Raw genomic sequence first — 26,010 nt, 5'->3', positions numbered from 1 at the left:
GTTTTTTTTTGTCCTCGCCCTTCTCTCCTCCCCCCCCCCCGCGGGCGGGGCCCCCCCCACGGGGGGGCGGCCCCCCCCCGCGCCGATGTCACCTGCCGTCGGCCGCACGTCGGCAGGGACGCAGTGGTCTCAGCACGCCGTCAGCCGGACGATCTCGCGAGGGCGTGCTTCGCGCGCGTCGAACTCGATGTCCAGCCCTGCCGACAGGACGGTGGCGAACGAGGTCTGGGAGGCTTCCTCGGACTCCCACCGCACTATCGAGACCACCGCGTCGGCGGACTCCCAGCACTCGGCCGACAGACATCCCGGTGTCCCCCGGAACGCCTCGGCGATCTGCTGGACGCGTGCGATGAACTCCGCACGGTGAGCAGCGTGCGGATAGTGGTGCGCGACCATTGCTACCTTCATGATTCTCTCCTTGGTATTGCCCGGTGGCCCTCGGCCCGGTTCTGGTCCTTGGCCCGGTTCTGGTCCTCGGCCCGGTTCTGGCTCTGGTTCTGGCTCTGGTTCTTCCAGGCCCGCCCGATCATCCGCATCAGCGCCGGATCCACGATCAGATGTCGCAGCGGCCGGATCGCGGCCATATAGGCCCTCCCGAAGAGCCCGTTCGGCTTCACCAGGACGGCCATCTGGCCGCGGTGGCCACCGGACTCGTCCGTGACCCAGCCGATGTGCATCACCGCGTGCACGGTCCGGTTGGCCACCTCCGCCGCCCACTCGTGGTCCGTCAGATAGACGGGAGTGAGCGGGAGCGCCCGGAATCCGGGGCCGGGCGGGGCGGCACGGAGATCGGCCGGCAGTCTGTCGCGCAGTGTCCGCACCCGTGCGCCGACGCCGGAGCCGGGCCGGTCCCAGCCGAGCAGTGACCCCAGTTTCCAGCGGAGCGCGAAGAGTGCGCGGGTGGCACCGGAGAATCGCCCGTTGCCGGAGGTCATCTGCCGTACCAGCCGGGGGAGGTCGTCGGGACCGCCGGGCGTCGGCAGCGCCCAGACGTCCTCCAGCCGGAAGTCGGGTGCGAGGGCGTGGATCCGCCAGGGATGAGAGAAATGCGCGCTGTCCGGGATTCTCATGGGTGGACCGCTTTCCGTGGGGCCGAGGACTGCCGACGCCGGTCCCATTCGGCCATCAGACCGAACAGGGCGAATCTGTCGAGCACGGGCTGGTCGGCGTGGATCTCGCGGTAGCGCCGGTAGATGTTGACCACGACGCGTTCGGCGTCCAGCCAGTCGGCGTACTGGGCCAGATCGATGCCGAACGCCGCCTCTTGGAAGTCGAGGCCCTTGGCGTAGGCGGCGTCGGCCTGTTCGACGAGGTGGGCGAAGTAGTCGCGGACGGCGCGGATCCCGTCGGCGTCGGTCACCGGGCCGTGGCCCGGCACCACCGTCGACGCACCGAGGTCGAGCATCGCGTCGCAGGCGGCGATCCAGTTGGCGAGCGGGCCGCTCCATGCGATCGGGGTGCAGCCGATGAACAACAGATCGCCCGCGAAGAGCACCCCCGCGTCGGGAAGGTGCACCACGGTGTCGGCCTCGGTGTGGGCCGGACCGAGATTGAGCAGCCGCACCTCGCGACCGCCCACGTCGAGGGTGAGCCGCCGCTCGAAGGTCCGGTCGGGAGTGCGCAGACGGATGCCGCCGAAGTCGAACCGCCCGAAACGGTCGCGCAGATACGGCGTGAGCGTCGGCCCGAGATCCATGACCTGGAGGGCCGCGGTCAGTTCGGGCGCCATTTCGGTGCGCATCTCGTGTGCCGTGCCCTCGGCGGCGATGACGCACGCCGAGGCGGGAAGCAGCCGGCCGCCGTGGGTGTGGTCGCCGTTGGCATGGGTGAGCACGGCATGGCTCAGCGGATGCTGCTCCGTCACCGGCCGTATGCCCGACAGCATCTCGGCGGTGAGCGGCAGGTCGTAGAGCGTGTCGACCAGCAGGGAGGCGCCGTCGCCCGCGATGAGCCCCGCGTTGCTCCAGCCGTACCCGCCGTCGGGCAGCAGCCACGCCCAGACGCCGTCACCGACCTGATGCAGCCCCTTGGTGTACGGCAGGGCGGAGCGAGCCGGGTTGACCCGTGGCCGACGGGGCGGCGCGGTGGGATCGGGCCGGGCGGCGAGCGGGTGGGGCGGGGCACCGGCCCGTACGGTCTGCCGTACCTCGCCCAGCCCCTCGGCGCGCAGCGACACCACATCGCCGTCCTTGAGCCAGCCGCGGAACGCCCCGAGGTCGCCGAAGTCGAGGTGTTCCACCAGGCAGCAGCCGGGCACGGTGCCCGAGCCGAAGACATCTCCCGGCTGGAGCTCAACTCCCCGGGAGGCATAGGAGATGACCTCGCCGAAGGACCAGTCCATGGCATCGGTACGGCCCGCACCGACCAGCTCGCCGTTGACCTCGGCCCGTACCTGAAGCGCAAGCCTGCCGTCCGGACCGATCGGCAGCTCGTCCGGCGTGACCAGCCACGGCCCGAGCGTGGTCGCCCCGTCCTTGCCCTTCGCCTGGCCGATCCTGAGCTGGCTCTCCAGGGCCTGGAGGTCGCGGGCGCTCCAGTCGCAGAAGAGGGTGTAGCCGGCGATATGGGCTTCGGCCTGTTCGGGCGTCAGATCGCGGCCCGCGGTGCCGATCACCGCGCCGATCTCCAGCTCGAAGTCGAACCAGGCGCTGCCGGGGGAGATGGGCACCTCGTCGTACGGACCGATGACGGTGGCGGGGTTGGCGAAGTAGAAGGCGGGGATCTGGTACCAGGCCCGCTCCAGCGTTTCCGGGTCGCCGACGGCCTTGCGGCAGGCGCGCAGGTGGTCGAGGAAGCACAGACAGTCCCGGATGGACGGGGGGCTGGGGAGCGGGGCTTTCAGCGTGACGTCGGCGAGCGCGACGACATCAGCGGGCTCGGTGAGGGCGCGCTCGCCGGCCTGCCGCAGCGTGGGGCCGAGCAGTTCGATGAGGGAGGCGCCTTCCGGTAACGCATGGATCAGGTCGCCGTTGAGGACACCGGCCCGGTCGCCGTCTGCTGTGGCGTAGGTGACGAAGCGCAAAACAACCTCCCTGTGTTGGCCAGCATAGAATATTATTGCTAGCACAGAGGAGGTGGCGTGACAACGCGACGAGAGCAGACCAGCCACGAGAGCAGCGAGCTGATCCTCAGGGCGGCGGCGGAGCTGTTCGCGGCGAAGGGCTACCGGCAGACCACGTTCGCCGACGTGGCCGAGCGGTCCGGAATCAGCAGGGGGTCGATCCCCTGGCACTTCGGCAGCAAGGAAGGTCTCCTGCTGGCCGTCCTCGAACGCTCGGTGGACCTGATCCGCGCCGGACTCGCCGAGGAACCGGCGGAGGGAGCGCGGCCGGAGGAGGTGGTGGCGGGCTTCGACCGCCTGATGGGCGGCGCCGACGCGCTGTTCGCCCAGCCCACCACCAAGCTCTTCGTCACGCTCCTGGTGGAGGCGCTGGAACCGGGCTCCCCGATCCACGGCCGCTATGTCGAGATCCACAACACCCTGCGCGACCACTGCCGGCGCTGGCTGGAGCGGCTGCCGCTGCCGGCCGGGCTGTCCGCCGAGACGCTGGCCGTCACGATCATCGGCGCCGGTATCGGCATCCACCAGCAGTGGCTGCTGGCGCCCGAACGGGTCGACCCGGAGCAGGCGTTGGCCGCGCTGCGCACGCTGGTGGCGGGAGCGGTGCTGTCGGCCGGGGAGTGAGCGAAGGCGCGGTGCGCGAGTCCCGGCTCGGGGGCGGAGGGCAGCGCCCCTGGCCGCCCGCTCCTCCCCTGAAATGCGTTCACGAAAACTTCACGCAGAGGTACAACCATTCACATCTGCCCCGGGTCTGGTCTACGGAGTCAGCGGACTCCAGACCGATTCGGGTCCCGTCGACAGCGTCCTACGCCGAGGGGCCCCTGCCCTTTCGAGGAATACATGCGCACTCGAGCCACTGTTGCCGCACTGTCCGGCGCCCTGGCCCTCTCCGCCCTCACCGTCCCGGCCGCACAGGCCGCCGACGCCCCGGGCGCCCGCGCCGCCAAGGCGCAGCTCTCGCCGTTCACCGCGAACTCTCCCGCCAAGGCCATGGCGGACGACGCGCGGGGCGACACCGAGATCACGAACGTCACCGTCAACGGCGGCAAGGACATCGTCGTCGGCACCAGCCTGAAGAAGACCTACACCGTCTCGGTGACCGCCACCGACCCGGCCGGCATCTACGACGGCTACGCGTTCCTGTGGCACGGCACCGACCTGAAGGACGGTGTCGACGGCGCCATGACCCCGGCGGTCGACCACGGCACCTGCAAGACGGTCAATGCCACCACCGCCACCTGCTCGGTCACCCTCGTCGCCGACCCGAAGTCCACCGTCTACGGCAACATACTCGCCGGCCGGTGGCATGTGTTCGCGTCCGCCGTGGGCAAGGACGGCGACTACGTCACCAAGGACACCTACAAGTCCTCCTGGGTCAAGCGGGCCTCCCGGCTGACCACCAACGCCTCGCCCGAGCCCGTGGCGAAGGGCAGGACCGTCACGGTCACCGGCGCCCTGACCCGCGCCAACTGGGACACCGACACGTACGCGGGCTACACCCAGCAGTCCGTACAGCTCCAGTTCCGCAAGACGGGTGCCAGCGGCTACAGCACGGTCAAGACCGTCACGTCGGACAGCCACGGCAACCTGAAGACGACCGTGAAGGCGTCCGCCGACGGCACCTGGCGCTACACCTTCGCCGGCACCTCGACGACCCCGGCGGTCACCTCCGCGGGTGACTTCCTCGACGTGAAGTAAGGCGCACGAGGGGCACGTCAGGCCCTCGGCCGGCACGCACCGGCGGCCCGGAACGGACGAGCAGACGGTCCGTTCCGGGCGGTCGGCACGGCGGTGGACGGGGAGGAGCGCGGCCGACGGCACCGTGGCGGTCGGCCTACGGCGGTCGGGACCGCGGCGGAGGGAAGTGCCGCAAGGCCCGCCCCGCGTCCCCCGGTGCGTGTCCCGCCCCATGCCGGGTACCCGCCCCGCATGGAGAATCCGCTGAGGGAAGCCACGCATCCGTACGCACATCTGGCCGCTCCGCACGGGACGAGCGGCGTCCTGTTCACACTCGTGGGCGTCCTCGTCGTCGCCCTGCTGATCGCGGCCTTCGCATGGGGACGGCGCATCAGGTCCCGCGAACCGGGGCCACCCCACCCCGAGTCACAGCCCCGGTTGCCGGACGGCGAACCGGTCGGCGATTCCATGGAGAGCCGCGAGCCCGAGGAACTCCCGCGGACGGACCACCGGCGCAAGCCCCACGAGCTGAAGGGCAACGGCATCGACTCGCGGCGCCGCGACTAGGACTTGCCGGCCGCTCAAGAAGCGCAACACGGTGTCACAGGCGCGCGGGCATGGCTCAGGCCGAGACAGGCGTCCGGGACAGGGCGGTGCGCAGCGCGAAGAAGCCGAGCAGGCTGCCTGACGCGAACCGCTGAGCGGTCATCACGCGGGGCCGGGCGGCCAGAAACCCCGACACCCGCGCTGCGCCCAGCATGACAGAGCGTTCACGGAGATCCCCACGATGATGCCAGACTGATCACCGGTCAACTCCTGATCGCTGGCCGGGCACCTGGTGCCCGGAGTGGGGCGGCGCCCGGCTGCGACGGGCGGCTGCGACGCATCGGAAGTGCCTGCATCGCCTGCCTCAGGATACGGCCCCCTGCCATTCGGTGTCTCCGTGCGGCCTGACTTTCGTCACCCCGCGGAAAGGGGCGGGAGAGCTGGTGAAATGCGAGGATTTCCGGGCCAGCTCGGCGAACCGCCCCCGCTGGCTTCCGCCACTTGCGCGGCCGGCGAGAGAAGCAGAAGCAGGGTGATGACAGCGAAGACCGAACGCGGAACCGAAAAGGCCGGCCAGGATTATGACGCCACCCCGTATCTGCCCCGACGAGGTGGTCTGCCCGCGCATCGGCGTGCTGCGGCGGACTGCCAGGGGTGCCCCTTGTTCCTGGAGGCGTCCGGCACCGTCTTCGGCTCGGGCAGTGCCTCGGCACGCCTCATGCTCGTCGGCGAGCAACCCGGAGATCAGGAGGACCGGGCGGGGGAGCCGTTCGTCGGGCCGGCCGGGCATCTCCTGAGAAGGGCCATGAGAGAAGCCGGTCTCGACGAACGGCAGGCGTACTTCACCAATGCGGTGAAGCATTTCAAATTCACCCTGGCCGAGCGGGGCAAGCGCCGGATCCACAAGCCGCCGTCGCTCCGGGAGCTCACCGCCTGCCGTCCCTGGCTGACCGCCGAACTGCATCTCGTCGACCCCGACGTCGTCGTCGCGCTCGGGGCGACGGCGGGCAAGGCGCTGCTCGGGCAGTCGTTCCGGGTGACGAAGGACCGCGGCACCCTCATCCCGCTGCCGGCGGGGGAGCGGCCCGGGTCCCGAAGCCCGGCCGACGGCGGCAACGGGCTGGTCGTGGCCACGCTGCATCCCGCGGCGATCCTGCGGTCCACGGAACGCGAGGCCGCGTACGCCGGACTCGTCTCGGACCTCGGGGTGGCGGCCGAAGCATTGCGCTGACGCATGCCGCGGGCCGTCGGCGGGTGGGCCGCACTCCGTCTCCGTGTCCTGCTGGACCCGAGGCTGCCTCCTTGCCACATCGGCCGCCCCGGGCCGGTACCGGCGGCGCGGCGGCCGCCGTTCGCTCGCGAGGTTATGGATGCAGGACGACCTTGGTGTACCCCTCGATGCGCTTGTCGAACTTGTCGTACGCCGAGGGGGCCTGATCCAGGGGCAGTTCGTGGGAGACCACGAAGCTCGGCTTCGCGCGGCCCTCGATGATCATGTCGCGCAGGAACCGGTTGTAGCGCTTCACGTTGCACTGCCCCGTCCCCATCCGCAGGCCCTTCTCGAAGAGCTTGCCGATCGACACCAGCAGCATGCCCCGCTTCGCCTGCTCATCCGGGCCGCCCGGATCCGCCGGCACGTACAGGCCGGGTACGCCCAGCGCACCGGTGGCGCGGACCGTGTCGATGAGCGAGTTCAGAACGGTCGCCGGCTCCTCGCGTGCCGCGCCGTGCGCCATCGCCTGGTAGCCGACGGCGTCCACGCCCTTGTCCGTGCCGACGCCCTCGGTCTGATCCTTGATCTGCGCCACCGGGTCGCCCTCGGCGAAGTTGACCGGCACCGCGCCGATCTCCTCGGCCTTCGCCAGCCGCTCGGGCACCCGGTCCACGACGAAGACCTTGCTGGCGCCGCGCAGCAGCGCCGAGTAGGCGGCCATCAGCCCGACCGGTCCGCCGCCGTATACCGCGACCTTCTCGCCGGGGCGTACCTGGGCGAGTTCACAGCCGTGGTAGCCGGTGGGGAAGATGTCGGCGAGCAGGATGAAGTCGGTCTCGTGCTCGTTTCCCGGTGGCAGCTTCAGGCAGTTGAAGTCGGCATAGGGCACGCGCAGATATTCGGCCTGGCCGCCCGACCAGGGGCCCATGGCGACATAGCCGTAAGCGCCGCCCGCAAATCCGGGATTGACGGTCTGACAGAATCCCGTGAATTGCTCGACGCAATTGTCGCAGAATCCACAGGCGACATTGAAGGGCATGACCACCCGGTCGCCCTCTTTGAGGGAGGTGACGCCCTGGCCGAGCTCCTCAATGATTCCCATGTTCTCGTGCCCGAAGACGATGCCCGGCTCGGCTGCCGTGCGCCCTTCGTACATATGCAGGTCCGAGCCGCATATCGCGGTGGAGGTGACCCGTACGATCGCCTCGTTGGGATGCTGGATGCCGGGCTTGTCGACATTCTCGACCGCTACTTCGAACGGTCCTTTGTAGACGACGGCTTTCATTGCTGCCACCTCCCGCTCAGCGAAGAGTGCGCATGGATTCCCCACCTCTTTGACGTGAGCTATCACTCATGATTCTCCGGTCTGCTGGGCGGGGCAAGCCGCTAACCTAAGAGGCAATATCCACTTTCTGGCATCGCAATGTCGCACCGAACAGCGAATGAGGAGGGCGACTCGTGGCAGCACAGCGACTCGGGACCTTGCTCGTCCCGGTGCCCGGTCTGTCCGGCACCACGTACCCGCCCGGTACCACGGTTACGGTCCGTGGTCGTGGTGCGACCGTCGATGCCTTTGTGAACGGCGACTGGCTCCCCCTGTCGTGGTGGGAGTTCTCCGACGGCCTCCGTGAGGACATCGCCGACCGCTGACCGCCCCACCTGCGACGTCACCCTTCCGCCCGCGGGAGCGGCCGCTACAGCCGGGTGATGATCAAGGCGATGTCGTCGCGGGCGCCACCCGTGAGGCCGAGGTGGGCGAGCAGCGCATCGGCCAGGCGTTCCGGGCTCAGGGCCCGGAAGCGGCTGAGCGCCTCGGTCAGCCGGGAGAGCCCGGCGTCGATGTCCTCATCCCGGCGTTCGATCAGCCCGTCGGTGTACAGCACGAGGGTGTCCCCGGGGCGATAGGCCAGCCCGGCCTGCGGGCGGGGCACATGCTGGGGCCGGGCGCCCAAGGGCGGGTCGGTGGCCTGGTCCAGCAGGTCGTAGCTGCCGTCCGCGTGTACCAGGACCGGGGGCGGATGTCCCGCGTTGCTGTAGATGATCAGGCGGCTGCGGGGGTCCACCAGCGCTTTGACGGCCGTGGTGTTCAGCGCGCCCTCGACCGATCGGGCGTACAGCCCCAGTACCTCCAGCGCCTGCGCGGGCCGCTCCAGGGCGCGGATCGCGGCGCTCAGGGCGCTGCGCAGCATGCCCATCGCCGCGGCGGCCTCCAGACCGTGGCCGACGACGTCGCCGACGGCCACCGCGAAGCGGCCGTCCGGCAGGTCGACCATGTCGTACCAGTCGCCGCACACATTCAGCGATCCGGCGGCGGGCAGATAGCGCACCGCGACTTCCCGGTGCCGGGCCAGATCCGGTGACTGGAGCATCGCCTCCTGAAGGGTGACGGCCACCTGGCGCTCACGGGTGTGGGCCTGCCGCAGCTCCTCGTTCAGCCGCTGGAGCTCGCGCGCCCTGGCGTACAGCTCGGCCTCCAGGGCCTCACGCTCGGTGAGCTGCCCGGTCGGCGGCCGGTCGCCGCCGGCGCGGGCCTGGACGAACGCGGTCACGTCCTCGACCCGGTGAATGATCCACGCCACCGTCCCGTCCGGCCCGAGGATCGGCGTATTCACCGGCGACCACCAGCGCTCCTCGAACGCCCCGGGCCGGCCCATGAGCGGGATGTCGTACTTCTGGAGGGCCATCGTGTCGGGCTCACACGAGGTCAGGACCCGGTGCAGCGAGGCGTTCAGGTTCCGGACGCCGTCGGCCTCGGGGTCGGCGGGGTTGTCCGGGAAGGCGTCGAAGACATGCCGCCCGAGCAGGTCGTCCCTGGGACGCCGGGTCGCGTCCAGGTATGCCTGGTTGACTTCCACGATCACCAGGTCCGGCCCCAGCACCAGATAGGGGCTCGGCGTGGCGGCGAACAGTGCCGCGTAATCGATCCCTGCCATCGCCGCCGCCTCCCTGCCCTTCTCCACGTCGCCGGCTCCGCCCCTCACGCTACGGTCCGACCGCCTCACCCGCCCGCCCAGCGGCCGCCGGGCGCCCGCGCACGCCCGGGTAGCGCTCGCCGGCGCCTGGCAAGAAAGCCGCCCTCCTCGCCGCTCGCCTCCACCATCTGGCTGCGCGGACGCTGCCTGGTCGGCTCTCCCGTGTCGCGCACCGCGCCCGTTGGCAGTGGAGTGGTAGATGCACGGCCACCGCCGGTGGACGCGCCCGGCTGTGGGCAGGCGACCTTCGGCACAGGCAAGACGCCCCATTCGGTAAGGAGCGGCATCATGCCGGCAGGTTCGGACAAGAAGCGTGAGCGGCAGTACGAGCACATCAAGGCGAACGCGCTGGAGCACGGGGTCTCGGAGAGGCGCGCCAAGGAGATCGCCGCGCGCACCGTGAACAAGGAACGTGCCCGCTCCGGTGAGGCGCGGTCCGCCGGCAAGGTCTCCACCCGCGACCCTGAATCCGCCTCCCGGCGCGGCGGCGAACGCTCCCGCAGCGGGTCTCAGGGCCCGACGAAGGACCAGCTGTACGAGGAGGCCAAGAAGAAGCACATCGACGGCCGCTCCCACATGAACAAGGAAGAGCTCCGTAGGGCTCTCGGCCGTTAAGCCGTCAGCTCGCTTGTGCCGGCGCCCGCGTCGAGCCCCGAAAAGAGATTTCGTTCCCGTGGATCGTGCCCTAAAGTGCCGTCCGCGCCGAACCCTTGGGAAACGTGGTGGCTCTGGATGTACCCAGCGGGACACCGCCACCGAAGGGGCGCCGGATTCCGCCCGGCAGGTGCTGCGGACAAAAGCGCTGCGGACAAAGGAAGGAGGGGATCGCCGTGACATTCCGAACCTAGCCGCCCGCCCGGAAAGTCCGGGAGCACGGGCGGCGGTTCCGGAAGGAACGAGATGTCCCGTACGGACAAGACGAAGCCGCTGTGGGTGCGCCACGCGGAGCACCACCCCCGCCCGGTCCACGATCACCGCCACGGTGCCTGTGATCTGCCGCCGCACCCGACGCAGGAGGCCCCCGACACCCGCTGCCGGTGGGAAGGCCCCGGCATGCTGCTGTTCGGACACACCTGCTGTGCGGGGTGCAATGTCCGCGCCTGCATCAAGGAGCGGCAGCAGATGGTGAAGACCGACAACCGCAAGGAACGCTACGCGGGCCGGCGTACGGCACGTAGATTCGCCGCCGGAGTGGAGAGCGACTGACCCGGCTCCCGCCGGCGGCCGAAGCAGGGATCAGGACCCACTCAACGACGGTTCGTGCCGCCTGTTCCCGGCCCGCCCCGTTCAGTGGGGGGCGGCAAGCACCGCACGCAGGAGGGCTGCGAGGCCCTCCTCGTGCGGGACGCTTCCCCGCGTGTTCTGGACGTCGCGGATGACCGTGTCGACGGGACGGTTGATGCCTTGGCCGCCCGGCAGCGCGCAGGGGCCTCCCTGCGACCCACAAGGCCGCGCCCACAACTCAGCGCGTTCTGGCGGCACTTCGATTCGCCACTTCTCAAGCTGCTGCCGCCACGCATCGGTCTGCGCCTTTTCGGACGGCTGAGCCCCCTCGCCATCCCGTCCCGGGGGGCCGGCAGGCGTAAGGTCTCAACTATGAAAGCTGGCTTTCCTTTCACGGATCCGGAAGTGAGCGCGGTGAGTTCGGCGCTTCAGGCGAGCCTGGGGCTCCTCGTACGGCGGCTTCGCCAACCCGTCGAGGGTGAGCTCACGCTGCCCGAGGTATCGGCCCTGTCGCGCCTGGAGAGGGCCGAGGCGGCCACGACGAGTGAGCTGGCCAGGGCCGAGCAGATCACCCCGCAGGCGATGGGGATGACGCTCGCCGGGCTGGGACGGCGCGGGCTGGTGGAGCGCCGTCCCGATCCCGTTGACCGCCGACGGGTGGTCATATCGGTGACCGAGGCCGGGCGGCGGGCGCTGCGGGAGCGGCGCGGCGTCCGGGCCGAGCAGCTGGCGGCGGCGCTCGCCGCGGGCGGGTTCACCCGTGCCGAACTGGAGACGCTGAGGGCGGTGACGCCGCTGATCGAGCGGCTGGGCGAGCACCTGTGACGGCGGCGCCGGTGCCGCCCGTCACCTCCCGCGCCGCACCCGCGTTCTCGTGGCGGTTCGTGACGCCGCTGTTCACGGGATCGGCGATCAACGCGATCAATACCTCGCTCATCGCGACCGCGCTGGTGCCGATCGCGGCTGCCGTCCATGTCTCGGTGGGGCGGACCGCGGTGCTGGTGTCGGCGCTCTACCTGGCCTGCGCGATCGCCCAGCCGGTGGGCGGAAAGCTGGCGGAGGAGTTCGGGCCGCGCCGGGTGTTCCTGGCCGGCGTCCTGATCGTCCTGGCGGGCGGGGCCGTGGGCGGGCTGGGAGAGGACCTCACCGCCTTGGTCGTGGCCCGGGCGCTGATCGGGGTGGGCAGCTCCGCCGTCTATCCCTCCGCGATGCTGCTCATCCGCCGCCGGGCGGCGGCGGCCGGGCTGGACGCACCGCCCGGCGGCGTCCTCGGCGGCCTGATGATCGCCGGTGCGGCCACCTCCGCCCTCGGTCTTCCGATCGGCGGTGTGCTGGTCGACGCCTGGGGGTGGCGGACCACGTTCCTCATCAATCTCCCCTTCGCGCTCTTGGCCCTCGCCATGGCCTTCTGCTGGATTCCCACCGACCCGCCGGTCGCCGATCCGCCGGTCGCGGGGCCGAGGTCACTTCGGCAGCTCGCGGCGCGTCTCGACGTGGTGGGCATCGTCGGCTTCGGCGGGGCCATCGCCGCGCTGTTGGTGTTCTTGACGGAACTTCCGCAGGCCGACTGGTCCGTTCTCGGTCTGGCCGTCGTCATCGGCGCGGGGCTCGTGTGGTGGGAGCTACGGGCGCGCCGGCCCTTCTTCGACGTGCGCCTGCTGACCAGGAATCCGGCGCTCACCCGCACCTATCTGCGCTTCGCCCTGGCGGGGCTGTGCGTCTACACCGTTCTCTACGGCCTCACCCAGTGGCTCCAGGCCGGACGCAGCATGTCCTCCCAGGAGGCCGGCCTGCTCCTGCTGCCCATGAGTGCGCTCTCCGCCCTGATCGCCCGGCCGGTCTCGCAACGGAACCTGGTCCGGATGCCGCTCATCGTCGCGGCGGTGTCCTGTCTGGCCGCCTCGGCCGGGGTGCTCGCGCTCACGGCGAGCACCCCGATCGTCTGGATCGTGGCCATCACCCTGGTCTTCGGGATCACCCTGGGCACCACCATCAGCGCCAATCAGACCACCCTGTACACCCAGGTCGGAGCCGGTGAGATCGGCACCGCCGCGGGCCTGTTCCGGACGTTCGGCTTCCTCGGCTCGATCGCCTCGTCCGCGCTGATCTCCGTCGTGTTCCACACTCGGGTCAACGACCACCGTCTGCACCTGATCGCCCTGATCATGGTCACGGTCAGCGTTCTGGGACTGCTTGTCGTGGTCACCGACCGTACGGTCATGGCACGCGCCCGGGTGTGACGGATCGCCCGTGACGGATTGCCCGTGACGTATTGCCGACGACGTATCGCCCGCGACGCGCCGCCCTTTGGCCGGGCCGGAACCAGGGCTTCGCGACCCGGCCCCGGCCCCCGGCCCGCGTTCGCTACGCCACGGGGTACCGATGGACGGGCGGCAGGCCGGGCAGCAGTCCGGGCCAGATGACATCCAGGACATGGGCGCTGGGCGTGAACAGCCCGTCGGCGAGAGTGGGGAGGTCGGCGCGGTCGTGCCACTCCCAGCGGCTGATGAGATCCGGTTCCCGTACGGCCGGTTCGCCGCGGAAGGCGAGGACACGCACCGCGGCGGTCACCCGCGGCATGCCGTGTACGGCGTCCATCAGGATCGCCGGCACCCGCGCATCGGCTGCCCTGGCCGTCAGGCCGGTCTCCTCTTCCAGCTCGCGCACGGCGGCCTCGACGAACGATTCGCCGCCGTCGTTCTTGCCGCCGGGCAGCTCCCACAGCCCCCTCCGGGACCTGCCCAGCAGCACATGACCCGCTTCATCGGTCACCACGACGCCCGCACCGGTCAACGCGTGCGGGGACGGGCGCCCCTTGGCCCCGTAGGTCACCGGGCCCGAGGCCGGGTCGCGCAGCACGAGGAACGCCAGCCCTGCCGCGTCATGTCGTTCGACCGTGTGCCATCCGGCGGACAGCAGGGCGATCTCCTCCTCGTCGAGCGCGATACCGCGGCGGTCGGCGGGCACCGCCGCCGCGACCGGCGTGATGACGACGACCGCGCCGCCGGGGCTCAGCCGTGCGCGCAGCCGGCGCAGGACACGGGTGCGGTCGCCGATGAAGGCGTAGCTCAGCCGGAAGGCGATGAGGTCGTACGAGGAGTGCAGGCCGTCGAGCGAGTCCCGCTCGACGTCGCACCGTACGAACCGCACCGTGCCGGATGCCGGTGGCGTCTGCTCGGCGACGCTGAGAGCGGAGTCGGAGTGGTCGAGGGCATCGACGGTGTAGCCGGCGGCCGCGAGGTGCCGGGCGAGTTCGCCCAGGCCACAGCCCACATCCAGGGCATGACCGCCGCCGGACGGGGCCGGGACCAGGTCATGGAGCAGGGTGACTTCGATGTCGTCGAGCGGCCGGAAGGAACGGCCTTCTCCGTAGTGGGCGTCCCATGAGTCCTGCGTGACGTATCCCATCGCGAACTGCCTTTCAGCGGAGGTGGAACCGGACATACGGCCGGGTTCAGCGGATGCTCCCACCTCACACCGTGAGGCACCGCCGGGCCGCGGGTCTTCGGCCAGTCCGGTGTCAGTGCCCGCCCCTACAGTGTCCGCATGACCGCTGAGACACAGCCGGAGAACTCCCCGCCGCATCTCCTCCAGAAGTGGCTCGACGAACTGCCGTATCAGCTACTGCTCCTGGAGAGAGTGCTCCTTCCCGAGGACTTCCCCTTGGACTACGGTCTCCGGTCGCTGGACGCGCTGGAGGCGCACCTGCTGGAGCGGGACGACTCCGGCCAGGAGAGCGAGCAGCGGGCCGAGTTCACGGAGAGTGCGGCGGCCTATCTCGGTGAGGTCCTGCTCGGCGTCGCGGGTGGCGGGTGGGGCTGGAACACCCGGCCGGTCGACGGTCGCCCCGGGCAGCCCGTCATCTGTCCCGACCCGGAACTGCACCTCTCGCCCGTCGCACCGATGTTGCTGCTCTCGTACGCGCTCCGGGTCCGTACGGGGACCGCGTTCGCCGAGGAGCTGGCGCGACTGCGGCAGGCCGTGACGGAGCGGCAGCAGGCGATACCGGCATGGCAGCCGGTCAAGGAGCACACACCGCTCGTGGACCCCAGGGTGGCGCGGCCGGAGGATCCGGTGCTGTCGGCGTGGCTGGCCGAGCGGAGTGAAGGACACCCGGACTGGGTCAAGGACGCCTTCGACGGAGCGTGGCGGTGGAATTTCCACCCCGGCACCCTGGACTGGCTGGAAGGCGTCGTGAAGCAGCGGTTCGCGACGGCGGTGGAGTTCGACGCGGCGCGGGACGAGCCGTTCGTGCAGGGCGCCTGCTGGTATCTGGGCGAGGTGATCCGGCGCAACAAGGGGGCGGTGTGGCAGTACATACCGTTCGATCCCGACACCGAGCCCGGGGCCCCGGGCTCGCGGGAGAACCTGTGGACCGCGGTGCCGTTCGTGGACCAGCCGGACAAGCGGATCGGGGGCGCGGCGATTCCGCTGGAGTGCCTGCGTGAGCTGCTCCTAGAGGGGGAGGGGGAGCCGAACGAGCGGCGGCGCGGGCTGAAGGACGAGCTGTTCTGGTTCCGGGCGTCCTCGTACGCACACGTGGGGGCGCTCCTGACGCGGCTGGGGATGGTGTCCCAGGAGAAGGCCGACAGCGTGCTCACGGAGTTCTGGCGCTTCGCACACAGCGAGCTGACACCCCATGAAGTGCCGGGCGCGCTCGAATCGTTCGGTGTGGCGATATCGGCCCACGCGGACGATGTCGACGACCTGGAGGGGAGCTATACGAGCCTGCTGACGGAGGCCGCGGCACTCACCGACGGCGCGGTCACCATCACCGATGTCAGGCTGCACGGCGGCGAGTACGGCGAAATCCTGGAGTTCACCCGCAACGGCGTCCCGCTGACCCAGGACACCGAGCACCATTCGTTCGACTACCTCGACCATCTGGCGATCTCGGAGTTCATCGGCCACGTCGATCCCGACCCCGGCGACGACACCCGCCGGTTCTACCTGGCCGACTTCGTGCACCTCCGGGAGGCCACTTACGACAGCTACTACGTCTTCGCCACACCGGAACAGGCCACCGTGCTGGAGAAGGAACTCGGCCTGGATCTGCGCTGAGTGGACGGAGTGGGCCCAGTGGACGGAGCGGACCAGTGGAACGAGTGGACTGACCAGACCGAGTGGAGCACCCGTGGATGATCAAGCAGCCCCGACAGCCCAAGCTCTTCACCTGGTCGCGAGCCGTTACCCGCAGGCCCTGGGCGCGATACTCGGCGGCTCGGCCGCTCAAGGCCGCGCCACTCCGACCAGCGACCTGGACGTGGCCATCCTGCTCCCGGACTCGGACACCAGCCGCCGCGAAGTGATCCGCCACGACGGCCGCCCGGCCGAACTGTTCCTGCACACCCTTGCGGACCTCCCCGGGTTCTTCGAATGGGACCGAGCGCGCCGCCGGGGCACCGTTCTCTTCCTCTATGACCAGGGTCTGCCCCTTGATGGATCCGCACGGCCATGTGGCCCGTGCGCGCGCCCAGGCCCGCGCGGTTCTCGCCTCCGGCCCGCCACCCCTCACACCCACCGAGTGGGAACGCGGCTGCTACGTCCTCACCTGCTTCATGGACGATCTGAGCGACACTCGGCCAGGTCGACGAGCCGGCCGCGGCGAACGGTACGAACAGCTCTCCCTCGCCGACTTCACCCTTCGCGAGGCCGCACATCTGCTCACCGCCCACCACCGCGCCTGGACCGGCATCGGCAAATGGCTGCCCCGAAGGCTGCTCGGCGCCGACCCGGTACGAGGCAGAGCTCTGCTGGACGGCCATAAAGCAGTGGCCGAACACGGCGACCCCGCCCCGTTGGCAGCCGCGGCCGGGGAGCTGCTCGACCTGCTCGGCGGCCCGCTGCGAGAGGGGTACACACAACGATGGGGTGAATGACGCGCAGCGGCGTCTTCTGGGCTCCCCACTCGACCACGGCCCCACCGCGTTCCGTCGAATCTCCACATGGCTCGTAACCGCCCTGCGCGCCGGCAGGGGCACAGACCCGCAGGCCCGGGGCCTCCATCCACCCCCTGCCGATGCGCGTCCCCCTCCCCGCGCTTTCGAATCTGATCGAATCCGGTGTACCTGCTGTGCGACAAGTGCTTGAATCGATCCGGCTCCGACACCGGGCAGCTGCCCGGGGGAGGGGGCATTCCATGACCGGGAAGGCCCCCCATGTCGGTAACACCGTTGATTCAAGGGGGAGAAGAGCACATGAAGCGCAACATGATGCGGACGGTGGGCGCGGCGGCGCTGAGCACGGTGGGACTCATCGGGATCGGTGCGGCCACCGCGGACGCCACCACCGCCACTCCGGCCGCGCCGCACGCAGCGGCAGGTGACTCCGCGGCCCGGGCCGAGGTGGGCCTCGCTGCCGCCAAGTTCTATTTCTTCAAGGACGACAACCGGCGCGGCGGCTATGCCTATGTCACGGGTTCCGACCGCGACCTGCGGAACAACCGCTGGCTGAGCGGACCGCACAAGGGCCGCAAGATCGACAACGGCACCAGCTCGGTCAACAACACCACGTCCCACTTCGTGGTGCTCAGCGACCACCCCGGCAGCTGCGTCGGGCCGCACTACTACTCCAACGCGCACAGCTCCGACAACGACCTGTCCAACAACGGGTTCGACAACAAGGCCAGCTGCGTAACGTTCCGGTAGCAGAGCAGAGCAGTGGGGCGTCCGGCAGCGGGCGTCCCACCGCGCCGCAGTGCGTAGTGAGGCCACCATGCAATTCCGTCATATCGCCGCCGCTCTGGCTCTGCTGGCGCTGGTCACCGGGTGTTCTTCCGGGGTAGTGCCCTCCCCGCCGCACCACAGTGCCCCGCCCCCGGCCGTGCCACCCGCTTCGAAGGAAGTACGCCGGCTGGTCCTGCCGTTCGACGCCTACGCGCTCTCCGGCCCCGATGTCCACACCATCGAATCGGCCGAAGACGTCCTGATCCGCGGCTGTATGCGCGCCGAGGGAAAGGGATGGACCGCGCTTCCCCGACCGAGCGCCGTCGACCCGGACCCGCCGCAACGACGCCGTTACGGGGTCATCGAGCCGGAGGTCGCCCGCCGGTTCGGCTACCACCAGCCGCCGGCCCCGCCGGAAACCGCCCGACGGGACGCGATCTGGCGCGCCCGGGAGAAGATGCCACGCGCCGCGCAGCTCGCCGCGTATGGGAAGGACGGCGTCAGTGGGTGCTGGAAAAAGGCCCATGTCCGCCTGCTCCGAGGTGTTCCCAAGGGCAGCACGACGCTGTTCAACCGCCGCATACGCGAGGAGTTCACGGCCTCCCGGAAGGATCGCGCGGTGAGCTCCGTCGTCCGCTCCTGGAGCGCTTGTATGAAGCGGGACGGATATCGCTATCCGGATCCGCTCGCCGCCGCCGGTGACAACCGCTGGGCGAAATCGCCCCGGCCTTCCCGACACGAGGTCGCGGTGGCACAGGCGGATGTGCGGTGCAAGCGGGAGACCCGTCTCGTGTCGGTCTGGAGCACGGCGGAAACCCGGTTGCAGCACGGTGCGGTGCGCAGCCATGCCGCGGAATTCCAGCAGCTCGCTGCCCAGAAGGCCGGCTGGCTCAAGGCCGCCCGCAAAGCCATTCGTAGCGGCACCTGAAGTGCGCCGCCGCGAGCGCGCAGCCAGCGCGTCACCCGATTGCCGGGCGGTGCGGTAGCCGCATTCCGGCAGCGGGCAGAGGTCAGTCCCAGGACAGGGCTGACCAGCGACCCGAGCAGGAGCGTGGCCGTGGCACGGCTGTTGGTGGACGGTGACGACCTGGTGATGGGGCTCGCGTGGTGGGAGAAGCTCATCGCCAGGCACGGAGACGTACGGGTGCCGCTGGCTGCCGTGGAGCAGGTGAGCATCCAGCCGGACTGGTGGCGGGCGCTGCGGGGCATCCGCGTCCGCACCCGTGCACTGGCGGTTCCGGGCGCACTGTGCGTGGGAGTGTGGCGGCACGGTGAAGGCCAGGACTTCCTCGCCTTGCGCCGCCCGCGCCGGTCGCCGACGGTCGTGGTGGACCTCCGTACCGAGGCCCCGTACGCGCGGATCGCGGTGTCCTGTCCACCGGGGTCACAGACGGTATCGGCCATCAATACGGCCCTGCACCGCCAGCGACGCGAGAAGGCCCGCGAGGAGGCCCGTGGGGATACCTGCGGGGAAACCTATGAGGAAGCCCATGGGGATACCTGTGGGGACACCTGTGGGGATTCCGAAGCCGTCGCGGACCGCTCGGTCCGCGACGGCCCGCGCTCGCGGCCGGCATCCTTTCCCCCGGCCGCGGACGCTCGAACTCGGCACGATGCCGGTTCACCCGACCAGCCCTTCCGCGATGGCCCAGGCGAGTGCCCTCGTGTTCCATGAGCAACGGATGGAACGGACCCACGGCACTGGCGGCGGCTAGTTGTTCCCTGCCGTCCAGTCCCCCCACCAGCACCAGGGAGAGGCCCATGTACGAGATGCGCGCCGGCCCCTCGACGACCGGCAGCTCAGGACAGGTGTGGCACGTCATGGCCAAGCACGATGCCCGTGCCACCTTGTGCGGCCGCAAGCTGGCTTCCCATGGCCCCAGGCCATCGGACCAGGATGACGACCCCACCGCACGCTATTGCTCGCCGTGCATGACCGCTTTCCGCGAGATTCTGGACATCAATTCCGCTCCGGCTCACGAACACCGGCCGGCCTGATCGTCCTGACGAGCCCGGGGAGTGCTCAGTGAGCCTTCCCGGGCTCGGCTGCGGACACGGCGGCCGGAGAAGTCGGCCGGCTCGGGTCGTAGCCGTCAGCGTCCGGATAGACGTCCCGGTATATGGCGCGGGAGACGGTCTCTATCGTTTCGATCCCGTAGTCCCACCCTTCGTTCGTGGGGTGCCCTTCGGGGACCCTGTTGTTTTCGGTGAGGACGACCAGCCCGGAGTCGTACCCGTTCTCCGTGAGGGCGGCCATGCTGTTCACCTTCCAGTCACCCCTGTCGAAAGTATCGACATCAGGGTTCTGGCTGCGCTGGAGCCAGCCGTTCTTCACATGGATGACGGCGTCGAGCGGAGCGCCGGCGGTGGCTCCCCAGCGCTGGACGCTCTGCACCTGATTCATGAGCTCAAGCGCATACGAGCGGCTCTTGTTTCCGAGGACCGAGTCGTCGTCACCCGTGAAGAGGCGCAGGAGCTTGGCCTGGTCGTCCGCGGTGACCTGGGTGAGGCCCCAGGAGCCTTCCTTGTCGAGGACGGTGTGGCTCATCCCGGCCTTGTCGAGGAATTCCTGGATCTTGACCGGGTCCGGCTTCTTGGGATCCTTCAGATCGGACAGTTGCTTCCACAGCGTGGTCGCGGAGGCGTTGTCCGAATCAATGATCATCTTGCGTGCGAGGGCGTCTTCCGCCTCGGTGAGGGTGCCGCCCTTCTGATACAGCAGGGCCCCGAGAATGACCGTCTTCGTCACGCTGGCCCCGTCGTACTTCTTGGCAGCGTCGGAGGTGCAACTGGTCCCGGTGGGCCGGTCGAAGAAGGAGAGTGACGCCATGCTCTTCCGGCTCGCCAGCGCCTCGGCGATATCCGCCGCCAGCTTCTTGGCCAGCCGGTGATTACTGGACGTGCAGTGCACCGTCGAGGTAACTGCCGTGGCCCGCTGGGGTGCTGCGACAGAAGGCGTAGCCGCGGCGACGGGTCCGGCGACCGCGCCGGCTCCAAGAGCGGCGGCGGTGAGGGTGGAAGCCCATTTCATGTCTGCTCACTGTCCTATCTGGGTGCCTGAACTATCGGCGGGTGGAATGCGGGAATCGCCGCTGCTCCGGCTCGCGGGGCAGAGCCGGGGAAGAACAGAGCAGGGCGCCGGGCACGGCACTGGGGAGCGTTTCCGGACGGCAGATGCCACATCGACTCGGATAGCGGGATCAACTCGGACAACCGGCAGGCGATTTACCGCCGCGCCCGCTCATATCCCCACCCTCGTTGCCGCGGAGGGAGAGGGGTGGGGATCCGCACCCCTCCGGCACTCGTCAGCCGCGGGCGGTGAACTTCTGCCCGACGTCGAGTCGGCGCAGGTCGGCGAGGACCTTGGGGTCCTGAGCGTCGAGCCAGTCGCACAGCTGACGGAAGGAGACCAAGCGGACGTCCTGGTGCTTCTCGTCGGCGATGTGCTTGATCGCATCCTCGACGGCGTCCATGTAGATGCCGCCGTTCCACTGCTCGAAGTGGTTCCCGACGAAGAAGGGAGCCCGGTTCGTCTCGTAAGCCCGCTGGAAGCCGTCGATATATGCCTGGGCGGCCTGCTTGCGCCAGCCCGGGTATTTGGCCGGCGGGCCCTTGGTGGAGTTCTGGGACTGGTTGTACAGGATGTTGTAGTCCATCGAGAGGACCCCGGCGGGGAGGCTGCCGAACGGTATCGACTGGAGCGGGAAGTCCCAGATGCCCTGCTTCTTGGTGGGCCAGACCTGGAGGCCGCCGGGCGAGCTGGCGTCGTACCGCCAGCCCCGCCTCTTCGCCGTCGGCAGCAGGTTCTCCTGGCCGAGCAGACACGGCGTGCGGGCGCCGACGAGTTCCTTGCCGTAGTCGAACGGCAGCGGGTCGAGATCGGTGAAGCCGGTGTTCGTGCGCCACTTGGTGACGAAGTCCATGGCCTGCTGTATTTCGGAGTCCCACTGGGCGGGGGTCCAGTGGGCGACCGAGCCGCTGCCGGTGCCGCAGAAATGGCCGTTGAAGTGGGTGCCTATCTCATGGCCCTCCAGCCACGCCGCCCGCAGGTTCTTCAGCGTCAACTTGATGTGGTCATCGGTGAGATAGGGGATGTCGGAGGCACCGACGGGGTTGTTCGGCGGGTGGTACAGGCGCTTCTTCGACTCGGGCAGCAGATACAGCCCCGAGAGGAAGAACGTCATCGAGGCGTTGTGGTCGCGGGCGAGCTTGCGGAACCGGGGGAAAAGGCCGTTGCCCACCTCGCCCGCCCCGTCCCAGGAGAAGACCACGAACTGGGGCGGCTTCTGGCCCGGCGCCAGCCGCTCCGGCGTGGGCGGCTGGTGGGGCTGCTTGCCGGTGTACGCGGTCGAGCCGTCGCCGATCGGCTTCGACCGGGGCTTCCGCTGGCCGGGCTTGGCCGCCACCTTGCCGGATTCCGACGTATCGGAGGGGGAGCACCCCGCTACGGACAGGGCCGCCGCCGCCCCCGCCCCGAGTCCGAGCATCCCTCGCCGACTGTAATCACGCATAACGGTCCTCATCGCATTTTTTCGCCCTGAAGTGCCCCGGTGGGCGCCCAGAGAGAGGGGCTGGTGGATGCCGGGGTTCCGTTACGGCGGCGAAACTCAAGAAGTGGACCACGATGCCACGGAGGGTTGTTATCCGGTCACCGATGGGCGAGATTCGGCACGCTGTCGCGCTTCCGCTGGACTGCGGAGCGTGCGGTGCTGATCAGCCGGATTCCCGCCCCGCCGCGGTCCGTCCCACCGTCAGGGCCAGCCGGCGCACCCTGCGCCAATCCATCGGCGGCTTGCCGCGCGGTGTGCCGGGGCGGTGGCGGGGCAGCCGTACGCGCAGCGCGCCGGGCGCGATCCAGCAGCGTACGGGGGTGGGCACGGTGAGGGCCTCGCCGTCGACACCGGCCGGGACGGCGGGCGCATCGGCCTCGATGACCACCTCGCGGGTGGTGGTCGAGGCCAGACCGGTCCCACGCCGTCCGCGCAGCATCGCGGCCGCCTGGACGGCATTGTCGACCGTGACACCGAGCACTCCGAGGACGCCGGTATCCAGCCGTTCCCGCCGTCCCAGCCCCGCGGGATCGCCCATCCGGTAGGGGTTGTTGCTCACCAGGACGGCTTGGGGGCCGTCGACGGTCAGGGCGCCCGTACGCACCGTCAGGCGCGGGCCGCTGTGGTGGGTCAGCAGGTCCGGCAGCACCTGGAGGATCGTCCGGGCCTTGTCGTCGCGATAGGCCGGGCTCTGCACCACGCTCGCGTACGCGCCGAAGGAGGCGTTGTTGACGAAGACGCGCCCCGGGCCTTCTGCCGTGGGCTGCCCGACATCTATGAAGCCCAGGTCCATGCGCAGCTCGACACCGTCGGTGAGCGCCTGAAGGCAGGCCGAGGGATCCTCACGGTCGAGGCCGAGGTCCATGGCGAGATGGTTGCGGGTGCCGGCGCAGATGACGACGAACGGCACATCGCGTGCCGCCGCCACGCCCGCGACCAGCGCCTGCGTCCCGTCGCCGCCCGCGACACCGAGCAGATCGGCGCCCTCGTCGACGGCCCGTCGCGCCAGCTCGGCCACATCCTGCGGCTGCGCGGGATCCAGCTCGACGACCTCGGCGCCGAGCGCCCTGGCCCGCTCCGCCAGGTGAAATCTGCCGACCTTACCGCCGCCCGAGCGCGGGTTCATGATGAGGAACGGGCGTCTCGGCGGGGCGACCGGGCGTTCCTGTGTGCGCGCCGGCTCGGTGTGCGGTGCCAGTGCCGTTCTGCCCGTGAAGACGGCGAGCGCCCACAGGGCGAGCGAGACCAGCACCACCCACAGCAGCCCGGCGACCGCGTAGAGCACCAGGACGACGACCGGTGTGGCGGTCGCCAGTATGAGCGCGAGCACCCTGATCACCCCTGTGTGCGCCAGCACCCACCACAGCCCGGCCGCCGTGGCAGCCAGCCCGGCCACCCCCACGCCCACCAGCGCGATGCTCCGGATCCCGGCAAACACCAGCAGGACCAGCAGCGCCGCCGCCCCCGCCGCCAGCGCCAGACGTGCGGCCCAACGCCTGTCCACCCGCATTCGCCTCCTGCCGACTCCGCAGCCTGCCCCCTCTCCATTGCACGGTCGCCGGCGGCGAAGCGCATCATCTGGGACGGGCGCCGGGGCGGGCAACTGGGACAGGCGGCCGGGACGGGCAGCCTGTCCCAGGACGTGTGCGGTGCTCAAGCGCATCGGGGCGCGGGGAGTACGCGTGGTGGAGGTCGGGCCGTCGGCGCGTGGGATCCGAGCTACTTCACCAAGGCGAGGTCCCTGTCCTGCTCACCTGCCTGCTCCGCCCTGCTCACCGGCCTGGTGACCAACGGCAGACCAGGCCCGCCGCCTCCGCGGCGGACCAGGCCCGCCGCGGAGGATGCCGCCGGCTCACTTCCCGGCCGGAGCCGTAGTGGCCAGCCGCCGGGCGGCCCGGACGCGGTGCAGATGGACGACGATGTCGTGCGACCGCGCGAGCGCGATCCGGTACTCCGCCCCGGGCCCGGGATACTCCGTGCCGATGCTCTTGGTCGCACGGGCCGTGGCCAGCCAGGTGCGCGCCGCGGGCGGGGCGGTGCGCAGGTCCAGGACGTAGTCGCGGTGGCGCACCCGGTCCAGGGTGTACTCATTGCTGCCCGGTTTCGCGGGACCCACGGTGAAGGCCCGGACCTGCCCGTCGGCTCCGGTGGCGTTGAACGAACCCCGGTCGAAGGTCATGCCGATGCTCACATATCCGGTGCCCAACGTGTCGCGCAGAAAGCTCCCTTGCACCTTGGGGTAGTGCTGCGGGTCGTGGGTCCGCAGAGCGACATGCCCGTCGTGAGCCGACAGCATCGTCTTGTCCCCGGTGTGCTTCTGCCACCAGGCCACGTTGTCCGCCATGATCGCATCGCGGTAGCGCATGGCCGCCGCCACCTGCCGGGGGTCGTCGAAGTCGAAGGCGTAGCCCCGGGCCGTCTGGTCGATGGCGGTGGCATGCTGTACGGCCCAGGCGTGCGCCTCCCCACCGGCGGAACCCGCGCCGGGCTGCTGCCGCTTGAGCAGACTCAGCGCGCGCCCGGTCCGGTGGGCTATCGCTTTCCGCTCGGCCGGCGGCCGCTTCAGATATCCGTTGATATGGGCGTCGACGGTGGTCGTGGGACGCAGACCGCGGTAGAGCTCCCTAAAGCGCGGCAGCAGCGCCGGGTGGGTCTTTGCCACATAGCCGGTCACCCGGTCGTAGAGCTCCGGGCCGGCGTACCCGAAGTCATCGCCCATGAACTGGACCGGGTCGTGCGGATGCCGGCTGTTGTAACCGCGCATCCACGTCAGCAGGTTCAGGTAGTCGGTGTTGTTCCACCAGGAGTAGTCGCTCTGGAACTCCTCGCGCATGATCTGCCGTGGATCGCCCTTGCCGTGCAGCACATAGTCGTTGAGCCGTAGTCCGGTGCTCCAGCTTCCCTCCAGGGCGAAGCTGCGAAAGCCCTTTTCCTCGACGAGGAAGCGGAAGACCCGGTGCTTCATGGCGAAGAATTCATGCGAACTGTGGGTGGCCTCGCCCAGACCCACCACCCGTGCGTCCTTCACCATGCGGCCGAGCGGGCGCAGATCGTCCAGGGGCCCGTGGGGCTCGGTGGTGCGCAGCGGATGCGCCTTGCGTTCCAGGGCGGGTACCGGCGACTGCGCCGGGGACGGGGCCGTCGCGGCGGCCACCGCGCCGAGCGAAAGGAGCAAGGCGAGGAAAGCGGACGTGTGTCTTCTCATCCCCTAAGGGTTGCCGCCGGCCGTGACGGCGACCATGCGCCCCACCCCCGAATCATGGGTGGAGCTGTCCCCACCAACCAGGTATGGAGGGGCCCACCCGCCGTACTGGTCCCGACAGTTGCCCGCCGACGAATACGGTTCGTCTGCGCGGCGGGCACGTATTGGCCACCGATGCGGTGCTCGCCGCCCACGTCGCAGCCTGTTGTCAGACCCGTGTGGAACACTCGCCGGCACTGTTCGAGATCGCTGTCCGGGCAAGGCTCGGCCAAGCGGCAGACCAAGGGGGATTGGCTTTCATGGGTGTGAGCATCGGGTACATCAGCGTGACCACGGAAGAACTGAACAGGGCTGAGAAGGAGCCGAGTTGGGCCGGTGAATACCACTACGAGCTGTACGACAGCGACACCTTCCCGCTGTCGGATCGCCCCCACGGTGGCCCGGACAAGGCGTTCGCCGGTCTTCAGTTCCTGCTCGACGAGACGGATGTGCAGCTCGATTTCCTGATGGACGGCTTCCCGATCCTGGAGGACGGCACCCTGTTCGGCTGGACCGCGGAGCAGATCGAGAGCGTGGCCCGGCAACTAGGGGCGACCCCGTGGGAGCAATTGGCGGTCCACTATGACCCGGAGCAGATGACGAAGGAGGACGTGTACCCCAACACGTGGAGGTTCGACCCCGAGGGTGAACTGGACTGGCTCGAGCGCGCCTACGAGGAACTCGTCGCATTCTTCACGAACGCCGCCGAGCGCGGATATGGGGCATTCATGAGCTTCAGCTTCTAGGGCGCGGGGAGCGGGAAGGGCAAGCCCGCGGCCTCCACGGGGCCCGGCGCCCCTGTCGGTGACGGTGCTTGTCACAGCCCTGAGGGGAGTGGCTGTGACAAGCCCCGTCCCAGCC

27 protein-coding genes and 1 pseudogene are annotated in these 26,010 nt (G+C 69.8%); 17 read left to right on the top strand and 11 right to left on the bottom strand.

The genetic code is table 11. The features are described from left to right. Positions 1 to 129: 129 nt before the first annotated feature. From ACFWJW_RS08850 to ACFWJW_RS08840, 3 genes are read right to left on the bottom strand one after another with little or no spacing between them, the layout of a single operon-like run. Positions 130 to 408 (bottom strand): antibiotic biosynthesis monooxygenase family protein, encoded by a 279-nt coding sequence (locus ACFWJW_RS08850; protein ID WP_387236861.1) that lies wholly within the window; start codon positions 406 to 408, stop codon positions 130 to 132. Continuing rightward, positions 405 to 1,070, bottom strand: coding sequence for a DUF2867 domain-containing protein (locus ACFWJW_RS08845; RefSeq protein ID WP_387236859.1), 666 nt, complete (start codon positions 1,068 to 1,070; stop codon positions 405 to 407). Before ACFWJW_RS08845 ends, ACFWJW_RS08850 begins: the two co-directional genes overlap by 4 nt. After that, the gene (locus ACFWJW_RS08840) at positions 1,067 to 3,022 is read right to left on the bottom strand and encodes a fumarylacetoacetate hydrolase family protein (RefSeq protein ID WP_387236857.1); all 1,956 of its coding nucleotides are present in this window, start codon (positions 3,020 to 3,022) and stop codon (positions 1,067 to 1,069) included. The genes ACFWJW_RS08845 and ACFWJW_RS08840 overlap by 4 nt, the downstream gene beginning before the upstream one ends. A gap of 57 nt (positions 3,023 to 3,079) precedes the next feature. On the opposite strand from ACFWJW_RS08840, the gene ACFWJW_RS08835 reads away from it, so the two are divergent. The 3 genes from ACFWJW_RS08835 (at position 3,080) to ACFWJW_RS08825 (ending at position 5,305) form a co-directional block, all read left to right on the top strand. Further along, positions 3,080 to 3,685 carry a TetR/AcrR family transcriptional regulator gene (locus ACFWJW_RS08835; RefSeq protein ID WP_387236855.1) on the top strand — a complete coding sequence of 202 codons (606 nt, stop codon included), beginning with the start codon at positions 3,080 to 3,082 and terminating at the stop codon, positions 3,683 to 3,685. A 216-nt stretch (positions 3,686 to 3,901) separates the two neighbouring features. Beyond that, complete coding sequence (locus ACFWJW_RS08830) at positions 3,902 to 4,759, top strand: calcium-binding protein (RefSeq protein ID WP_387236853.1); 858 nt, start codon at positions 3,902 to 3,904, stop codon at positions 4,757 to 4,759. 231 nt (positions 4,760 to 4,990) lie between these two features. Next, entirely contained in the window at positions 4,991 to 5,305 is a 315-nt protein-coding gene (locus ACFWJW_RS08825) for a DUF6479 family protein (protein ID WP_387236851.1), read from the top strand. 55 nt (positions 5,306 to 5,360) lie between these two features. Here ACFWJW_RS08825 and ACFWJW_RS08820 read toward each other — a convergent pair whose 3' ends face one another. Next, positions 5,361 to 5,498: a hypothetical protein gene (locus tag ACFWJW_RS08820; RefSeq protein ID WP_387236849.1), complete on the bottom strand. Its 138-nt coding sequence runs from the start codon at positions 5,496 to 5,498 to the stop codon at positions 5,361 to 5,363. A gap of 234 nt (positions 5,499 to 5,732) precedes the next feature. On the opposite strand from ACFWJW_RS08820, the gene ACFWJW_RS08815 reads away from it, so the two are divergent. Beyond that, entirely contained in the window at positions 5,733 to 6,515 is a 783-nt protein-coding gene (locus ACFWJW_RS08815; RefSeq protein ID WP_387236847.1) for a UdgX family uracil-DNA binding protein, read from the top strand. A 133-nt stretch (positions 6,516 to 6,648) separates the two neighbouring features. On the opposite strand, the gene ACFWJW_RS08810 is transcribed toward ACFWJW_RS08815, so the two are convergent. Continuing rightward, the gene (locus ACFWJW_RS08810) at positions 6,649 to 7,782 is read right to left on the bottom strand and encodes a glutathione-independent formaldehyde dehydrogenase (RefSeq protein WP_387236845.1); all 1,134 of its coding nucleotides are present in this window, start codon (positions 7,780 to 7,782) and stop codon (positions 6,649 to 6,651) included. 173 nt (positions 7,783 to 7,955) lie between these two features. Here ACFWJW_RS08810 and ACFWJW_RS08805 point away from each other — a divergent pair, with 173 nt between their 5' ends. Then, positions 7,956 to 8,147 (top strand): hypothetical protein, encoded by a 192-nt coding sequence (locus tag ACFWJW_RS08805; protein WP_030931808.1) that lies wholly within the window; start codon positions 7,956 to 7,958, stop codon positions 8,145 to 8,147. Between the two features lie 44 nt (positions 8,148 to 8,191). Here ACFWJW_RS08805 and ACFWJW_RS08800 read toward each other — a convergent pair whose 3' ends face one another. Further along, positions 8,192 to 9,430 (bottom strand): PP2C family protein-serine/threonine phosphatase, encoded by a 1,239-nt coding sequence (locus ACFWJW_RS08800; protein WP_387236843.1) that lies wholly within the window; start codon positions 9,428 to 9,430, stop codon positions 8,192 to 8,194. A gap of 327 nt (positions 9,431 to 9,757) precedes the next feature. Between ACFWJW_RS08800 and ACFWJW_RS08795 the strand changes: the two genes are divergently transcribed. From ACFWJW_RS08795 to ACFWJW_RS08780, 4 genes are all read left to right on the top strand, one after another. Further along, a complete protein-coding gene (locus ACFWJW_RS08795; RefSeq protein ID WP_387236841.1) occupies positions 9,758 to 10,084 on the top strand; it encodes a plasmid stabilization protein in 327 nt (108 codons plus the stop codon). Between the two features lie 285 nt (positions 10,085 to 10,369). After that, complete coding sequence (locus tag ACFWJW_RS08790) at positions 10,370 to 10,675, top strand: hypothetical protein (protein WP_387236839.1); 306 nt, start codon at positions 10,370 to 10,372, stop codon at positions 10,673 to 10,675. A gap of 423 nt (positions 10,676 to 11,098) precedes the next feature. Continuing rightward, the gene (locus ACFWJW_RS08785) at positions 11,099 to 11,518 is read left to right on the top strand and encodes a MarR family transcriptional regulator (protein WP_387236837.1); all 420 of its coding nucleotides are present in this window, start codon (positions 11,099 to 11,101) and stop codon (positions 11,516 to 11,518) included. Positions 11,519 to 11,529: 11 nt separating this feature from the next. Then, positions 11,530 to 12,933 carry an MFS transporter gene (locus ACFWJW_RS08780; RefSeq protein WP_387236835.1) on the top strand — a complete coding sequence of 468 codons (1,404 nt, stop codon included), beginning with the start codon at positions 11,530 to 11,532 and terminating at the stop codon, positions 12,931 to 12,933. Between the two features lie 124 nt (positions 12,934 to 13,057). Here ACFWJW_RS08780 and ACFWJW_RS08775 read toward each other — a convergent pair whose 3' ends face one another. After that, entirely contained in the window at positions 13,058 to 14,101 is a 1,044-nt protein-coding gene (locus ACFWJW_RS08775; protein WP_387236833.1) for an NUDIX domain-containing protein, read from the bottom strand. 138 nt (positions 14,102 to 14,239) lie between these two features. Here ACFWJW_RS08775 and ACFWJW_RS08770 point away from each other — a divergent pair, with 138 nt between their 5' ends. The 7 genes and pseudogenes from ACFWJW_RS08770 (at position 14,240) to ACFWJW_RS08740 (ending at position 19,356) form a co-directional block, all read left to right on the top strand. After that, positions 14,240 to 15,754 carry a hypothetical protein gene (locus ACFWJW_RS08770; RefSeq protein WP_387236831.1) on the top strand — a complete coding sequence of 505 codons (1,515 nt, stop codon included), beginning with the start codon at positions 14,240 to 14,242 and terminating at the stop codon, positions 15,752 to 15,754. Positions 15,755 to 15,827: 73 nt separating this feature from the next. Then, positions 15,828 to 15,935: pseudogene (locus ACFWJW_RS08765) on the top strand (nucleotidyltransferase domain-containing protein); the annotation flags it as partial. 175 nt (positions 15,936 to 16,110) lie between these two features. Further along, positions 16,111 to 16,572 (top strand): nucleotidyltransferase domain-containing protein, encoded by a 462-nt coding sequence (locus ACFWJW_RS08760; RefSeq protein WP_387236997.1) that lies wholly within the window; start codon positions 16,111 to 16,113, stop codon positions 16,570 to 16,572. 318 nt (positions 16,573 to 16,890) lie between these two features. Beyond that, positions 16,891 to 17,340 carry a hypothetical protein gene (locus ACFWJW_RS08755; RefSeq protein ID WP_387236829.1) on the top strand — a complete coding sequence of 150 codons (450 nt, stop codon included), beginning with the start codon at positions 16,891 to 16,893 and terminating at the stop codon, positions 17,338 to 17,340. Positions 17,341 to 17,407: 67 nt separating this feature from the next. Then, positions 17,408 to 18,286 (top strand): hypothetical protein, encoded by an 879-nt coding sequence (locus ACFWJW_RS08750; protein ID WP_387236828.1) that lies wholly within the window; start codon positions 17,408 to 17,410, stop codon positions 18,284 to 18,286. A gap of 129 nt (positions 18,287 to 18,415) precedes the next feature. After that, positions 18,416 to 19,033, top strand: a complete 618-nt coding sequence (locus ACFWJW_RS08745; protein ID WP_387236826.1) for a hypothetical protein — start codon at positions 18,416 to 18,418, stop codon at positions 19,031 to 19,033. Positions 19,034 to 19,119: 86 nt separating this feature from the next. Continuing rightward, positions 19,120 to 19,356 (top strand): hypothetical protein, encoded by a 237-nt coding sequence (locus ACFWJW_RS08740; RefSeq protein ID WP_387236824.1) that lies wholly within the window; start codon positions 19,120 to 19,122, stop codon positions 19,354 to 19,356. 25 nt (positions 19,357 to 19,381) lie between these two features. On the opposite strand, the gene ACFWJW_RS08735 is transcribed toward ACFWJW_RS08740, so the two are convergent. From ACFWJW_RS08735 to ACFWJW_RS08720, 4 genes are all read right to left on the bottom strand, one after another. Beyond that, the gene (locus tag ACFWJW_RS08735) at positions 19,382 to 20,389 is read right to left on the bottom strand and encodes a serine hydrolase (protein WP_387236822.1); all 1,008 of its coding nucleotides are present in this window, start codon (positions 20,387 to 20,389) and stop codon (positions 19,382 to 19,384) included. Between the two features lie 274 nt (positions 20,390 to 20,663). Then, positions 20,664 to 21,869 (bottom strand): hypothetical protein, encoded by a 1,206-nt coding sequence (locus tag ACFWJW_RS08730; RefSeq protein ID WP_387236820.1) that lies wholly within the window; start codon positions 21,867 to 21,869, stop codon positions 20,664 to 20,666. A gap of 202 nt (positions 21,870 to 22,071) precedes the next feature. Then, the gene (locus ACFWJW_RS08725) at positions 22,072 to 23,418 is read right to left on the bottom strand and encodes a diacylglycerol/lipid kinase family protein (protein ID WP_387236818.1); all 1,347 of its coding nucleotides are present in this window, start codon (positions 23,416 to 23,418) and stop codon (positions 22,072 to 22,074) included. A gap of 342 nt (positions 23,419 to 23,760) precedes the next feature. Beyond that, on the bottom strand, positions 23,761 to 25,113 hold the full coding sequence (locus ACFWJW_RS08720) for an erythromycin esterase family protein (protein WP_387236816.1): 1,353 nt from the start codon (positions 25,111 to 25,113) through the stop codon (positions 23,761 to 23,763). Between the two features lie 296 nt (positions 25,114 to 25,409). Between ACFWJW_RS08720 and ACFWJW_RS08715 the strand changes: the two genes are divergently transcribed. Next, entirely contained in the window at positions 25,410 to 25,895 is a 486-nt protein-coding gene (locus ACFWJW_RS08715; RefSeq protein ID WP_387236814.1) for a DUF1877 family protein, read from the top strand. Positions 25,896 to 26,010: the final 115 nt, after the last annotated feature.

Origin of the sequence: Streptomyces sp. NPDC127097 (assembly GCF_042724075.1) — a bacterium.
Taxonomy (GTDB): Bacteria; Actinomycetota; Actinomycetes; order Streptomycetales; family Streptomycetaceae; genus Streptomyces.
The sequence above is the reverse complement of the archived record's forward strand: the minus strand, read 5'-3'. Positions and strand labels throughout refer to the sequence as shown.

Excerpts from the sequence above, each read along its gene's own strand:
- ACFWJW_RS08730 (WP_387236820.1), bottom strand. The coding sequence starts at position 21,869 with ATGCGTGATTACAGTCGGCGAGGGATGCTCGGACTCGGGGCGGGGGCG.
- ACFWJW_RS08760 (WP_387236997.1), top strand. The coding sequence starts at position 16,111 with ATGACCAGGGTCTGCCCCTTGATGGATCCGCACGGCCATGTGGCCCGT.
- ACFWJW_RS08795 (WP_387236841.1), top strand. The coding sequence starts at position 9,758 with ATGCCGGCAGGTTCGGACAAGAAGCGTGAGCGGCAGTACGAGCACATC.
- ACFWJW_RS08755 (WP_387236829.1), top strand. The coding sequence starts at position 16,891 with ATGAAGCGCAACATGATGCGGACGGTGGGCGCGGCGGCGCTGAGCACG.
- ACFWJW_RS08800 (WP_387236843.1), bottom strand. The coding sequence starts at position 9,430 with ATGGCAGGGATCGATTACGCGGCACTGTTCGCCGCCACGCCGAGCCCC.
- ACFWJW_RS08770 (WP_387236831.1), top strand. The coding sequence starts at position 14,240 with ATGACCGCTGAGACACAGCCGGAGAACTCCCCGCCGCATCTCCTCCAG.
- ACFWJW_RS08750 (WP_387236828.1), top strand. The coding sequence starts at position 17,408 with ATGCAATTCCGTCATATCGCCGCCGCTCTGGCTCTGCTGGCGCTGGTC.
- ACFWJW_RS08790 (WP_387236839.1), top strand. The coding sequence starts at position 10,370 with ATGTCCCGTACGGACAAGACGAAGCCGCTGTGGGTGCGCCACGCGGAG.
- ACFWJW_RS08740 (WP_387236824.1), top strand. The coding sequence starts at position 19,120 with ATGTACGAGATGCGCGCCGGCCCCTCGACGACCGGCAGCTCAGGACAG.
- ACFWJW_RS08775 (WP_387236833.1), bottom strand. The coding sequence starts at position 14,101 with ATGGGATACGTCACGCAGGACTCATGGGACGCCCACTACGGAGAAGGC.
- ACFWJW_RS08825 (WP_387236851.1), top strand. The coding sequence starts at position 4,991 with ATGGAGAATCCGCTGAGGGAAGCCACGCATCCGTACGCACATCTGGCC.
- ACFWJW_RS08820 (WP_387236849.1), bottom strand. The coding sequence starts at position 5,498 with ATGCTGGGCGCAGCGCGGGTGTCGGGGTTTCTGGCCGCCCGGCCCCGC.
- ACFWJW_RS08815 (WP_387236847.1), top strand. The coding sequence starts at position 5,733 with ATGCGAGGATTTCCGGGCCAGCTCGGCGAACCGCCCCCGCTGGCTTCC.
- ACFWJW_RS08845 (WP_387236859.1), bottom strand. The coding sequence starts at position 1,070 with ATGAGAATCCCGGACAGCGCGCATTTCTCTCATCCCTGGCGGATCCAC.
- ACFWJW_RS08720 (WP_387236816.1), bottom strand. The coding sequence starts at position 25,113 with ATGAGAAGACACACGTCCGCTTTCCTCGCCTTGCTCCTTTCGCTCGGC.
- ACFWJW_RS08715 (WP_387236814.1), top strand. The coding sequence starts at position 25,410 with ATGGGTGTGAGCATCGGGTACATCAGCGTGACCACGGAAGAACTGAAC.
- ACFWJW_RS08725 (WP_387236818.1), bottom strand. The coding sequence starts at position 23,418 with ATGCGGGTGGACAGGCGTTGGGCCGCACGTCTGGCGCTGGCGGCGGGG.
- ACFWJW_RS08810 (WP_387236845.1), bottom strand. The coding sequence starts at position 7,782 with ATGAAAGCCGTCGTCTACAAAGGACCGTTCGAAGTAGCGGTCGAGAAT.
- ACFWJW_RS08850 (WP_387236861.1), bottom strand. The coding sequence starts at position 408 with ATGAAGGTAGCAATGGTCGCGCACCACTATCCGCACGCTGCTCACCGT.
- ACFWJW_RS08830 (WP_387236853.1), top strand. The coding sequence starts at position 3,902 with ATGCGCACTCGAGCCACTGTTGCCGCACTGTCCGGCGCCCTGGCCCTC.
- ACFWJW_RS08735 (WP_387236822.1), bottom strand. The coding sequence starts at position 20,389 with ATGAAATGGGCTTCCACCCTCACCGCCGCCGCTCTTGGAGCCGGCGCG.